This window comes from Peptoanaerobacter stomatis, assembly GCF_000238095.2.
In the GTDB taxonomy this organism is placed as follows: Bacteria; Bacillota; Clostridia; order Peptostreptococcales; family Filifactoraceae; genus Peptoanaerobacter; species Peptoanaerobacter stomatis_A.
Window position 1 is genome coordinate 1,345,959 of sequence record NZ_JH815225.1, and the last position, 13,786, is coordinate 1,359,744.

A 13,786-nucleotide genomic window follows, 5' to 3' on the forward strand; every position below is an offset into this window, starting at 1 on the left:
ATATATTTTAAACACCGGCATTTAATAAACATAGATATTTTTTTTAATATAATTTAATACACAAATAAAATCACTTTTCCACAATAAAACAGGAGAACCTATGTATACAGAACAAGATTTAATAAAAATTGCAAAAAGGCAAAACAACAAAAAAAGAAACTATCTAATAGTAAATAAACTTCAAGGTAAGCATATACCTGTAATACCGAGCAAAGCTCTCAAAATGTTTGACGATTTGGCAAACCTGCTTGCACATAAATATATAGACGAGAAAATATTGGTGATAGGATTTGCAGAAACCGCAACAGCTATCGGAGCATCGGTTGCACTCAAAATAAATGCCCCATATATTCACACGACAAGAGAAAATATACAAGGAGAAGAATATATACACTTCACAGAAGACCACAGCCATGCCACAGAGCAAAAATTGGTAAAATCAGACGTTGACAGTATAATTGATAAAACAGACAGAATTATCTTCGTAGAAGACGAGATAACAACAGGCAAAACTATACTCAATATCATAAATAAATTAAGCAACCTCTATAAAAAAGATATAAAATATACTGCAATTTCAGTTCTCAATTCAATGGATGAACAATCCGAAGAAATTTATAAAAACAAAAACATAGACATATATTATCTTGTAAAGATAAACTCACAAAATTATCCAAAAATAGCAGATACTTATAAAGACGACGGACAATATTTTACTAAAACCGAACTAAAAAATTTCAGTGATAATTCAAAAAAAATAAAAATAACGGATATACATTCATATGTGAATTCAAGAAAACTCATAAACCCTATGTCTTATAAAAAATTATGCTATGAATTATCTAATCAAATATTGCAAAATATCAAACTACAAAATGTAAAAGACATACTCGTATTAGGTACGGAAGAATTTATGTATCCCGCCCTTTTTACAGCTAATGAAATCGAAAAAAATGATAAGAATGTCAAATTTCATGCAACTACAAGAAGTCCTATACAAGTCAGCAACACATCCGATTATCCTCTTCACACAAGATACGAAATATCAAGCCTTTATGATGAAAATAGGACTACATACATATATGACCTGAAAAAATACGATATGGTCATAATAATTACAGATTCTAAAAATCAAAAAAACTCATATACAGAACTTGTAAATGCACTTGTATCATGCAAAAATGATAATATTATAATATTTAGGTGGTGTTAATATCAAAACTTCATACGATAAAAACGACGTAATTTTACTATTAAAAGACATAACAGGTTTAATCAAGCCTATGTCCACACAAGAAAGAGAAAAACTTATCCAAATCGGCAGGCATTACAGCGAGATGCTACCGATAGAATATACACCGAGTAGTCAATATATGACAGTTTACAATCAAGTGCTCGAATTATATTCAGATGAAGTTGCAAACGCAATAGGCAATTTATCAGATGAAATAATCACACAAAAAGGCAAAAATATAGTATTGGTATCACTTGCAAGAGCAGGCACACCAATTGGAATACTCATAAAAAGATATATAAAATTCAAATATAATATAGATACCCCTCACTTTTCTATATCTATAATAAGAGGAAAAGGCATAGATGATAATGCTATGAAATATCTCTTGTCAAAATATTCAGCAGAAAAATTACTTTTTGTTGACGGTTGGATTGGAAAAGGAGCAATACTTAATGAATTGAAAAAAGCTGTATCCTTATATAAAAATGTATCATCTGATATAGCAGTTGTAGCAGACCCCGCAAATGTAACCGAGTTATGCGGAACACATCAAGACATACTTATCCCAAGTTCATGCCTCAATTCCACAGTCAGCGGTCTTATAAGCAGAACCTTTTTAAGAGAAGACATAATCGGAAAAAATGATTTTCATGGAGCATTATATTACGAAGAATTAAAACCCTATGACTTATCATACGAATTTATAAGCGAAGTTGAAAGACATTTTAAAATTAATAACGTCAAAGATACAGCCATAATAGACGGATACGGAATAGATGAAGTAAAAAAAATAGCCGAAGAATTCTACATAAAAGACATCAATTTTATAAAACCGGGTATAGGCGAAACTACCAGAGTTCTGTTAAGACGAGTGCCTCATCTGATATTGATAGATGAAAAATATAAAAACTCAGTACAATTACAACACATAGTCAAATTATCCGAAGAAAAAAATGTGCCTATACAATATTACAATTTGAATCATTACAAATGTTGCGGAATAATTAAAAACTTATCAGATATATAAAGTATGACAAATAAATTTATATATCTGATAAAAAAGCAATGAAGATAACTTATAATAGTATCTAATCAAATAGACATATAATACTAAATTTAATGTATTTTATTATAAAATGCTCGTATTTTTTGCTTCAATATGTTTCTTAAATATGCCTTATACTAAAAATATATTGAACAGTAATATAAGTAAGTTAAAACAAAATTATTTATAATCTACAAAATATATAATTTCATCAAATATAAAACAATGGATATTATAAATTCTTATTAATATTGGAGGCCATTATGTCATTTTCTGAAAAATTAAATAAACTCATGCTGCAATACAATATTAAAAACATTGATTTGGCGAAAGAAATGAATATTTCTCCTTCTTTTGTAAGTAAAATAAGAAGAGGAATTGCCACACTCCCGCCTTACAGTGATATCTATGACAAATTATACTACGCTTTTGATCATCTTCTATCTGATGAACAGATTATGGATTTGAAAAAACAATACAATCTTTCATGGGATAAAAAAAGTTTTTCTACATGGATATGTGAAGATTGCATAAAATCATTACCGAAATTTTCTATCTGTCTTTATAAGCTTATGGACTTTTTTGATATTTCCAACAAAACTTTAGCAAAGGAGCTGAATTTTGACCCATCACTAATCAGCAGATATAAGACAGGAGACAGAATTCCGTCAACAGATAATAAAATAATAAACCAAATTGTAGATTACTTTGCTAACCTGACACTTGAGAGAAAATGCGAAGAAGAACTATTGCAATATATAGGTGTAAAATCTGTAAATGCTTGTAAAAAGGAAGATTTTGTCTCCATAATATTTTCTTGGTTTATGAACGAAGATCTCGACACAAAACTTATGGACAAAATATTTCATATGATGGAAGAATATCACTCATTTGTTCCGGATTTCAAAAAAGTTTCCAATCTTCTCAAAGACACTTACATTCCTCCATATCATATAATAAAAAAACAAGGAAATGAAGGTTTGAGACAGCTTGTACTTTTATTTTTATCTCTATGTTGCAAATCCGAAAAGAAGTTGGAATTAAAGTTGTTTTCCAACCAAAATATGTCATGGATGATAGAAGACCCCGAATTTTTCCAAACATGGCGTGCATTGATGCTTACAATATTGGAATGCGGACATAAAATTTTTATTATTCACAACATTGAACGGAAAGATAAAGAAATGTTTTCAGCAATAGAAGGCTGGCTGCCTTTACATCTGTCAGGAAATATTGAAAGTTATTATTATACCGCATCTTTTTCCAATCCGTTCTCCAATACCATATTCAGCTCCGGTAGTTTTGCTGTATACGGAAATTTTATAGACAGTTTAGAAAACGAAACTGATTTCTATTTCACTCAAGAACAAAACACTATACAAAAATTGGAAGAAGCATTTGAAGATTTAACTAAACATTCGCAAAAACTTTTAAAAACTCTAAATATCAAGTCAATAAAAGACATTGATTTCTTTATTCCTACAGAGAAAAAAATAAATCATTCCGTACATTTAATGCAGCAAAATCTTCCCATATGGCATATTGACGAAGACCTTCTCGCAGAAATTTTGTCGGAAAATAATGTTTCTAAAAAAGAACATGAATATATATGTGAATATATTAAAAAACTTCGTTCTTTTTACAAAAAAGTTTTAAAAAATAACTCTTTTTTTGAATACTTTTATATTCCCAAACAACGTATCTATGAAAAAAAGCCTTTCGACTTTTTAAATATACTTGGACAAGATAGGATTTACTATACTGAAACTCAATATAAAAAACAACTCATAAATATTGCAAAAACATTAGAAACATATAAAAATTATCATATAGTTTTGTTGGATAAACCAATATACGACAGCATAAAACTGTTTCAATTTGAAAGTAACAGTATTTTTGCAATCAAAAACAAATTCCCTGTATCCGCTATTCAATATGAAAGCGATATACTGCTTGCAAAATTTCAGACTTATATTCTATCAAAGCAGGAAAAATCCATTAACAGCTTAAATGATTATGAAGAAGTTTGCAATCAACTTCTTACAAAATAAATAGTTTCACCGTTCAAAAAATATCTATGTTTCAATACTATTAACTAATTAAAATATAGATATTTTTAATATAATACTCATATATTGATTTAAACAATTTTCAGTATAACAAAAAATGAGACTGTCGCAAACCTTTTTACAGATTTACGATAGTCTCATCCCATTACAAATTTATGTTATTGCACATATATTGAAATAAATGAAAATCACATTTTTAAAAATAAATAGTGCTATTTCCAAACAGCATTAATATTACTCACTCCAAACAATAATGATAGAATTCGTAGAATTAATCCAGTCCACTTGGCAGTTGAGATTTTCAGCTCCAAAACGTAGTGGTACAAAAGTACGTGCATTAATAACTTTCGGCTCTATATCCATTTTTTCGTTTTTTCCGTTCTTAACAAGTTTCTTTTTATTAATCCACATCTTAACTGAATTTCCACTTGCTTTCAGAGAAACTTCCTGCGTTGAGTATTCCCAACCTACAGTACCGTCCATAGCCTCAACAATCGCACGAATCGGAACAACAGTACGTCCTCTTAATACAATCGGTGCTGTTCCTTTGCCAGGATCAACTTCCTGAATAATACCGTCTACACTCATCTTAGGATCATCAATCTTAAGCATAATGAAATGACGTGTAGCTGATTTATTTTTAAATCCCTGTCCTATAAATTCTGATGTTGTTGTTTTCCATCTTGCAAGAGTATCGCCTATTTCTTCTCTCTTTCCGTTCAAAGGATCGGCTTCAGCAAGAATTTCCTTTAAAGTGTAATAATAAGTGGTATTAGGCTCAGCATTTACATCTGTAAAGTTTGTAGAAGTTATATAAAAATCTGTTACAGAAATTCCAAGACTGTCTTCACTTTCAGAGCGATATAGACGATATCCTATTGCTCCAGTTCTCTTAAAATCAACAGTTACCCCTGTAACTCCGTTAAATGCGGATGTAGTTGATTTTGCAGTACCGTCTGTTATTTCTATTGGAACCGCTTTATTTTCAGCCGGTTTACCTGTATTTGCAGGTTTTTTAGTTTCAGTAGGTGTAGGTTTATTTACAGGCTCGTTTATCTGAGAAGCAGGTTTAGCATTTCCTCCTACCGTCAATGAAACATCGTCAAAATATGCGTCTGTCTCACCATTTTTACGTATTCCCCAAAGTTCTACACGAGCTTTTACAGCTCCTACAGGCATTCTCTCAGAAATATTTAATCTGTACCAGCTACTTTTTGAACCTTGTGCTTTTGATTGTTTTATTACATTGTCTGAATTATCAAGAAATTTCAATACTATTTGGCTCTCATCCGGCGGATTCTGGTCCCAATTACAACTTTGTGTACTTAATTCAACAGTTTGACCTGCATTATATCCGCTTAAAGAAACATCTTGATATATACATGGATTATTTTGAGGAGACCATACCAAATATTTACCGTGAACAGCTTTATATCTCTCATTCTCTACCATCTCTTGGGAATTCCAAGTTCCTTCAGCCTCTACCCAATATGACAGTCCCTCTTCGAAACTTGGATTTTTAAGAAGATTTTCTCCAACTGTACCGCTTTGATTTTCGCTGACTTTCTTAGCTGAAGGTAACTCGCTGCTCCATTCACATACAAATGGGAATGTTGTAGAATAATTATCATAACCTCCGAAAAAGTCTACCCATTTCCAACTTTCAGCTCTGGCAGCAATAAGATAATTTTCTCCTCTTCCAAGACCGTTATTAGGTTCTATCGGAGAATTCCAATACGTAAAACTCCAAGCTTCACCGTTCATCCATTTCCATTCACCTTCCTGCTCTCTGTCAGTTCCGCCTATTATATAGGCTATTGCATTTTGTTCTGAAAAAAGAGTTTTAAGGAAGTCATTTTCGCTTTCACTTGTTATAGTTGCCAAATATCCTCCCATTTCCTTACAACGCTTTTCTGCAACTTCAGGAGTTACAGATTCTGAAACTATCAGATATGTGTGCCCGTTAAAAGTCCTTAAATCTGCATTTTTAGGAATATTTTCAGTGCTTCCACTTAAATACTCATCATTCGTTTCTTTAGGAGTGATCTGAGAAGAAGAACTGTTGTCTTGAACTCCTTTTAATTCAACAAACGGAATAAAGTTTGATGCAACGCTTGAACTCCATGTTTCAGGAGAAGAGTCATATATATAATATTGTCCGGGTTCTATTATTATATCCGGAAATACATCCCAGTTTACCTTTTGTGCGCCTGAACTGCCACGAGCCTCAGCATTCCACGAACCTATGCTGTTTCCTTTATCATCATAAAGTGATATCGTTCCGGGATCCATACCTCTACCGTTGTTCCAGTGATAAGTGGTAATTGACTTCAAACTGTACCTTTTTGTAATTTCAAACATAAAACTGGTGTATCCTTTAGGATTGTTTTGTGTAGCATCAGTTTTAAAGCTTGACAAAAAAACATCATAATCGTCTATTCCGTAAGCAAATGAAATATGTACCATCATTCCTGCGCACAGTACAAATGCCGTAAGTATAGAACACAATTTCTTAAAATAATTTACTTTAAACATAATTTTTACCCCCTTATTTTTTATTATTTATGTTTAAAAAACGCTTTTTAAATAAACTATAAAAAGTGTTTTCCTACTTTTAATTATAGAAATACAGACGTTTTTAGTCAATTAAGTTTCCTTATTTGTCACTTGACAATATCAGAAATTTTTACCTGTTTATAACTTAATTGAAAACAGAAATTATATTTGCCAAAAATATTTAGTAATAAAGAAATCTAATTCAACATTGGCATTATTTTTGCAAAATTAGATATAATTATCAAATAAATATAAAATTTATGTTATAATATATCATAATTTTTTACCTACATTTTATATTTGTCAACAAATAAAAATTTATGACAAGTCTATAAAATTGGAAATTATTTTTAAGACTTTCATAGCGAAATGAGTGATAAGCTATGAACTTAACGTCTTTTAAAATAAATATATTACAATATTATACCTTGTGAGAATAAATATGGGAGAAAGAACTATGAAAACTTTAGAAGTACGGCTATATGGTGGAACACGCATATTGGCTGATGGAAAGGAAATAGAGTTTCCTTTTATGAAGTCTGCTTTGCTGCTCATAATTTTATCTGATAAGAAATCATACAGCAGAAAAAAACTTCAACTTATGCTATGGCATGATAAAAACGAGCAAAAAGCTGACAGAAATTTGAGAAATACAATATACGTAATAAAACAAAAATTGGGAGGAGATGTTATTTTAACGGAGAAAAATTCCAAAATAAGACTCAATGAAAACATATCCGTTTTAAATGACTTGGACATTATAAACTCTTTGGAATATAAAGATATGTGCAAAGATGATTTGCAGAATATATACTCGTATTTTTCTGATGAAATTTTTGAAGATTTGAATTTTGAATACGGTATATCCCTTGATGATTACATAAGAAATTTCAAAAATATATATAACGAAAATATATACAGAAAATTAATCGAAATATCTCAACATTTTATGCATGTAATGAATTATGAAAATGTAATTATAACTTGCGAATTTATGATTAAGCTCAATGAATATGACGAAACACCTTATAAAAATCTTATAACCGCCTATAATTCACTTGGCATATTCTCAAAAATAGCTGAAATAGACAAGAAAATGTCAGATATTTTCGGATATGACGCAAACGCTGATAAAATCGCCAATATAGGTAACGAATATTATAGAGATGATCAAATATTTTATACACTTTCAGAGATAACAAAATTTAATCAAGGTGAAAAATACAGGCATATAGGAATAAAAGGAGCAAGCGGCAGCGGTAAAACCGAAATATTAAACAGTATCAAGCTACAACAAAACAATGACACAAAGATAATTGATTATAGTATTTCCAATGGATATACACCTTGTAAATACGAAGTTTTCAACTATATAATAAATAAAATAAGAAACAATTTATTGCTTGATTCTTCATCTTTATATGATATAGTGGCAAACGGACAAAAAGTTATACTCATAATAGATAATTTAGATTTGTCGGATGTCGAATCGATAGAAGAACTGTTCAACTTCATAATACGCTCTGAAAATAAAATACTTCTTATAGCTACTTATAGTATGGACTTAGATAACAAACTCACATATTTTTTAAACTCACTTTCTACAGAAGACCTTTTTACAGAAATAAAACTCGGAAATCTCAACTTTAACGATTTAAAAAAAGCATATTCAAATTTAAGTGATGAGCAAATAAACAATCTCATTGTTCAAAGCGGAGGAAATCCGTTTTTAATAAATTATTTGATGAATAACGGAGTTACAAAAGAGATGTATAACGCTTTTATGAGCGTAAATCTTTCCTGTAAAACACAGACATCTCTTAGAATACTCAATTTATTATCTATAATGAAAAACCGAGTTGATATAAATACACTATCAGACATCTTGAATATTGATGTCGATAAAGTTGTACAAGAAGTATCACAGCTTATAAACAGAGGAATACTCATAGAAAATACAGAGCAGGATTATGTCGAAATTGAATTTTGCAACAATCTACAAAAAGAGTACATCTGTTCGTCTATCAAAAATATAGAAAAACAATATATTCACAAAAAGATTGCTGATTATTATGAAAGCATACTATGTGATAATTATAGCATAGACAACAAATACTACACCATAATAATATATCATCTTACCATGGCAAAATATATGGATAAAGCATTCATATATAAATGTAAACAATTTAACAAAATATATAATATTTCGCACGAATTTTTCCCTATTGCGCTTGATGAAGAATACAGCTATTCCGTAAATTTCAATATAGATGAAAATATGTTTAAAAACAAATATGAAGAGCTTATGGAAGAAATGGATAATCTTAAAAACAAATATAGTGAAACCATACTGAAAGTCAAAATAAATATGCTCTTTTGCTATGCAAGATTTTATAAGAGTATAGGCAAGTTTGACGAAGCTCAGGAAAAATTAAATGAGATACTCAGACTATCAGAATCATTGGATTATTTTATAGGAATCTTCCAGGCACATCTTCAATTCATTCAATATTCCATAAATATAAATGATTTGAAAATGATGAAATCACATTTAAAAACCCTCCACAACGATTACAAAGATATGATGAGCGAAGTACAATATGCTATTTACCTAAGATTTAAAGGATATTATGACGTTCTTGAACATAATTTTAAAAGCGGTATACAAAAAGTAGAAGAAGCGCAAGAAATATTCAAAAAACAACATAAACTTTATAAGATGAAATTCAATATAGCCGCTTGTAGCTTTGTAAAAGGAGAAGCAAAGTTTTTACAAAATGAATTTGATGACGCTTTTGAATACTATATGGACGCAATCTCCATTTGCCATGACAAAGAAATACATCCATCTCTTGCCCTGTTATTTTCAAGATTAGGTCTTGTACGATTAAAGCAACAATCATTTGACGAAGCTAAATATTACTTCGAAAAATCGCTAAAACAGTATAACACAGTAGGATTTTCTTGGGGAAAAGAACAACTGTATTCTCATATTGATAAAATATATAAGTCAAAATGACAGCAATTTGCTTTATAAATGTCAAATATTGAAAAATATTTGACATTTTTTTTAAATTTATATATTAGAATAAAAATACAAAAAAATATCTATACTTATTTAGATATTTCTTTATACAAAATTTTATAAATTTGTTTAATACTATGTTAATAATATAACAAATATGCTTTTTAATTAAGGGGTGAAGAAAATTGAACATACAGTTTAAAATTAATGAAAAGCAGATGAATATGGAAGTAGATCCTACAAAAAGACTTATAGATTTTTTGAGGGACGATTTAAATTTAAAAGGTGTAAAAGAAGGCTGCTCCGAAGGAGAATGCGGCGCCTGTACTGTGATTATGGATTCTAAAGCTGTTACAAGCTGTACAGTTCTTACAGGGCAAATAAATAATACGGAAATAATTACAATAGAAGGCTTGGAAAAAAATGGACAGCTTGACAAAATACAAAAAGCTTTTATAGATAACGGTGCAATACAATGCGGATTTTGCACACCCGGAATGATACTCAGTATAAAAGCTCTTATGATGAACAATGAAAATCCTACTATGGAAGATGTAAAAGAAGCAATCGAAGGCAATCTATGCAGATGTACAGGATATGCGAGCATATTCGATGCAACAAGGGCATTATTAGCGGAGGCTCAAAATGAATAATTTTTATCAGCCAAATAATGAAAAAGAACTTGTAGAAGTGTTAAAACTGAAAGATGAAAACACAATACTTTTAGCAGGTGCCACTGATGTTATGGTAGAAATGAAACAAAAGAGAATATTTAATAAAGATTTTATAGATTTGACAAAAATATCAGAATTTAATTTTATTGAAGAATTTGATGACAATGTACAAATAGGCTCTATCACAAAAATACAAGACATTGCTGACAACGATATAATAAAAGATAATTTTCATTCTCTTGCCACTGCAACAAGACATGTGGGTTCAAAACAGATAAGAAACAGAGCTACAATAGGCGGCAATGTAGCAAATGCTTCTCAAAGTGCAGATACACTACCGGTATTATTCAGCTTGAATGCACTATGTGAAGTTATAAACTCAAACGGCATTAAAAGAACATTAAAAGTTGATGACTTGATAATAGGAAGAGGTAAGACAAATCTTGAAAAAGATGAAGTGATTACAAAAATAATCATACCTAAGACTTCAAAATACAACTACTTTTCCAAACTCGGTTCAAGAAAAGAAGTTACAATTTCAAAAATAAACTGTGGCAGTGTGTTTATACTGAAGGATTTTCAAATAGAAAAATCTCATATATATATAGGGGCTATTGGAATAAAGGCTATAAACGCAATAGAATTGGAGCAATATTTTAACGGAAAAAATATACGTCAAATAGAAGATGAACAAATTAGAAAAATAGGTTTTGATATAGTTGAAAAAGCTATACCTAACAGAGAGTCAAAGTATTATAAAAGACAAGCAATTTATGGTATTTTGAGCGATATATTGGAAGAATTGAGGCATGACAATGGAATATAAATATTTAGGTAAAAGAATTATGAGAGAAGACTCATATGAACGTGCCATAGGAAAAACTCAGTACACTCTCGATATGGAGAGAAAAGATGTCTTATTTGCAAAACTTATATTATCCACAAAAGCCCACGCAAAGTACAGCTTGGATATAAGTGAAGCTGTAAAAGTGGACGGTATAGTAAAAATATATACATCTAAAGACGTAGAGCATACCAACTATTACAACTCTATGGAATGGTTCACAGGCATACAGGGAAAAAGAGATGAAAAACTGATAAACGATGTGGCAAGATTTGTAGGTGACAGAATAGGAATAGTAGTCGGAAAAAGCAAAGATTCCGTTGAAAAAGCACTTGCAAAAATAAAAGTAAATTACGAAGAATTAAAAGCGGTCGTAGATCTCAAAGATTCTATAAAAGATGAATTTATAATTAAAAATGATACTAACTTATGTTATAAAAAATCAATAGCCTATGGGGATTTCGAGCAGTCAAAAAAGGATGCCGACTATATAGTAAAGACAAGCGGTTCTACTCAAAAAATTCATCACTTGGCAATAGAACCTCATATATGTTTAAGTGAAATAGATATTTTCGGTAATCTTATAGTTTGGACACCATGTCAAGTGGCTTTTGCCGTTCAAATGCACATATCAAGAATACTCGATTTTCCTTACAACAAGGTAAGAGTCATAAAGTCCAATATGGGAGGCTCGTTCGGAGGCAAACAACAGCCGATATTAGAGCCGTTATCAGCATTTATAACACTTGATTTGAAAAAACCTATAATGCTTTATATGGATAGATATGACACATTAGTAGGCACTGTTTCAAGAAATCCTGTACAAGTGGATATTGAAACTGCGGTTACTAAAGAAGGAAAGATTCTCGGCAGAAAAATAGATGCATATGTAGACGGCGGAGCATATGATACAAATGCCACAAGTATAGTAAACGCTTTTATGAAAAAACTTTTCAGATTGTACGAAATACCAAGTCAATGTGCAGAAGGTAAATCATATTATACCAATACAATTCCAGGCGGCGCAGCAAGAGCATACGGCGGACCGCAGTCACATGCAATCAGCGAGTTGAATATTGATGACGTCGCAAGAAAATTAAATATGGATCCTTGCGAATTAAGATTACTTAATTTAGCAAAACCATATCAAGATGACCCTACAGGCGGACCGAATTTGGGAAATGCACAAGTAATAGAGTGTATGAAACAAGGTATGGAAAGATTCGATTGGTACAAAAGAAAAGAAAATATATACAAAAAAAATACCGACAGATACGCATACGGTATTGGAGTTGCTGCTGCGACTCATGGAAACGGATATAAAGGCGCATTTCCTGATTTTTGTAATGTTGAATTTACACTTTTCAGTGATTCAACCGCACTTGTGAAAATATCCGTTCATGAACAAGGCTGTGGTACAATAGCATCATTGACTCAGATAGCTGCTGAAGCACTTGATCTTGAACCTGCAAAAATCAGAATGACAGAAGCGGATACTTTATACACACCTTATGATGCTGCTGGAACTCAAGCGAGCAGAGTTACATTTGTAAACGGTGGCGCAATAAAAAAAGCAGGCGAGCAATTAAGAGAAAAATTAATCGATACAGCAGTTCAATTAAAAAATTTTGATAGAAAAGATGTATATACAGATAACGGAAAAGTATTTTGTAAAAAAACAGGTGAAAGTGTAGATTACAGCGAACTTGTAAAATTTGCCGAAAAAAATAATTTTGAAGCCATGACAGTATACGTGCATCATGAACAGGAGGCAAATCCTGCATCATTTGCAGTATTTTTTGTAGAAGTAAAAATTGATAAATACACAGGAATAGTTGAAATAACAGATTCGTTAGCTGTTCATGACATAGGTCAGTCTGTAAACCCTTCACTCGTAGAAGGACAGATTTATGGTGGAGCGCATATGAGTCTCGGCATGGCATTAAGCGAAGAAATTGTCTATGATGAAAAAGGCAATGTAAAGACAAATTCTTTATCCAAATATCATATATTAAACTCTCAGGATATGCCTAAAATAGATATATTACTCATAGAGTCGGAAGATGAATCCGCTCCGTACGGCATCAAAAGCGTGGGCGAAATGAGCTGTGTTGCTCCGGCACCGGCTGTTATAAACGCTATAAATAACGCTCTTGGAACAAATATCACGAATTATCCTGCAACACCTGAAAAAATAATCGAAGCTATAGTAGAAAAGGAAAGTAGTATAAATAATTAAAATATTATTAAACAAGCATCAAAACGCTTTATAATAAACAATATATCAAATTTTAATATTTTTACACTTATTTATTAAAGTTAGATTTTAATGT

At 30.9% G+C, this 13,786-nt stretch carries 8 protein-coding genes; 7 read left to right on the forward strand and 1 reads right to left on the reverse strand.

Translation table 11 applies throughout. The annotated features are described in order from the left end of the window. The first annotated feature begins 100 nt into the window (after nt 1-100). The 3 genes from HMPREF9630_RS05780 to HMPREF9630_RS05790 all read left to right on the forward strand — a co-directional run bounded on the left by HMPREF9630_RS05780 (nt 101) and on the right by HMPREF9630_RS05790 (nt 4,333). Nucleotides 101-1,213, forward strand: a complete 1,113-nt coding sequence (locus HMPREF9630_RS05780) for a phosphoribosyltransferase domain-containing protein (protein ID WP_009527578.1) — start codon at nt 101-103, stop codon at nt 1,211-1,213. A gap of 1 nt (nt 1,214) precedes the next feature. Beyond that, nucleotides 1,215-2,264, forward strand: coding sequence for a cysteine protease StiP family protein (locus tag HMPREF9630_RS05785; protein ID WP_040465185.1), 1,050 nt, complete (start codon nt 1,215-1,217; stop codon nt 2,262-2,264). 281 nt (nt 2,265-2,545) lie between these two features. Beyond that, nucleotides 2,546-4,333 (forward strand): helix-turn-helix domain-containing protein, encoded by a 1,788-nt coding sequence (locus HMPREF9630_RS05790; protein WP_009527580.1) that lies wholly within the window; start codon nt 2,546-2,548, stop codon nt 4,331-4,333. A gap of 252 nt (nt 4,334-4,585) precedes the next feature. On the opposite strand, the gene HMPREF9630_RS05795 is transcribed toward HMPREF9630_RS05790, so the two are convergent. Next, complete coding sequence (locus HMPREF9630_RS05795; protein WP_009527581.1) at nt 4,586-6,886, reverse strand: stalk domain-containing protein; 2,301 nt, start codon at nt 6,884-6,886, stop codon at nt 4,586-4,588. Nucleotides 6,887-7,364: 478 nt separating this feature from the next. Here HMPREF9630_RS05795 and HMPREF9630_RS05800 point away from each other — a divergent pair, with 478 nt between their 5' ends. From HMPREF9630_RS05800 to HMPREF9630_RS05815, 4 genes are all read left to right on the forward strand, one after another. After that, the gene (locus tag HMPREF9630_RS05800; RefSeq protein WP_009527582.1) at nt 7,365-9,929 is read left to right on the forward strand and encodes a serine/threonine protein kinase; all 2,565 of its coding nucleotides are present in this window, start codon (nt 7,365-7,367) and stop codon (nt 9,927-9,929) included. A gap of 191 nt (nt 9,930-10,120) precedes the next feature. Beyond that, nucleotides 10,121-10,588 carry a (2Fe-2S)-binding protein gene (locus HMPREF9630_RS05805; protein ID WP_009524450.1) on the forward strand — a complete coding sequence of 156 codons (468 nt, stop codon included), beginning with the start codon at nt 10,121-10,123 and terminating at the stop codon, nt 10,586-10,588. After that, on the forward strand, nt 10,581-11,435 hold the full coding sequence (locus HMPREF9630_RS05810) for an FAD binding domain-containing protein (protein ID WP_009527583.1): 855 nt from the start codon (nt 10,581-10,583) through the stop codon (nt 11,433-11,435). The genes HMPREF9630_RS05805 and HMPREF9630_RS05810 overlap by 8 nt, the downstream gene beginning before the upstream one ends. Next, nucleotides 11,425-13,692 carry a xanthine dehydrogenase family protein molybdopterin-binding subunit gene (locus tag HMPREF9630_RS05815; RefSeq protein WP_009527584.1) on the forward strand — a complete coding sequence of 756 codons (2,268 nt, stop codon included), beginning with the start codon at nt 11,425-11,427 and terminating at the stop codon, nt 13,690-13,692. Before HMPREF9630_RS05810 ends, HMPREF9630_RS05815 begins: the two co-directional genes overlap by 11 nt. Nucleotides 13,693-13,786 lie beyond the last annotated feature (94 nt).

Excerpts from the sequence above, each read along its gene's own strand:
- HMPREF9630_RS05780 (WP_009527578.1), top strand. The coding sequence starts at position 101 with ATGTATACAGAACAAGATTTAATAAAAATTGCAAAAAGGCAAAACAAC.
- HMPREF9630_RS05790 (WP_009527580.1), top strand. The coding sequence starts at position 2,546 with ATGTCATTTTCTGAAAAATTAAATAAACTCATGCTGCAATACAATATT.
- HMPREF9630_RS05795 (WP_009527581.1), bottom strand. The coding sequence starts at position 6,886 with ATGTTTAAAGTAAATTATTTTAAGAAATTGTGTTCTATACTTACGGCA.
- HMPREF9630_RS05800 (WP_009527582.1), top strand. The coding sequence starts at position 7,365 with ATGAAAACTTTAGAAGTACGGCTATATGGTGGAACACGCATATTGGCT.
- HMPREF9630_RS05810 (WP_009527583.1), top strand. The coding sequence starts at position 10,581 with ATGAATAATTTTTATCAGCCAAATAATGAAAAAGAACTTGTAGAAGTG.
- HMPREF9630_RS05815 (WP_009527584.1), top strand. The coding sequence starts at position 11,425 with ATGGAATATAAATATTTAGGTAAAAGAATTATGAGAGAAGACTCATAT.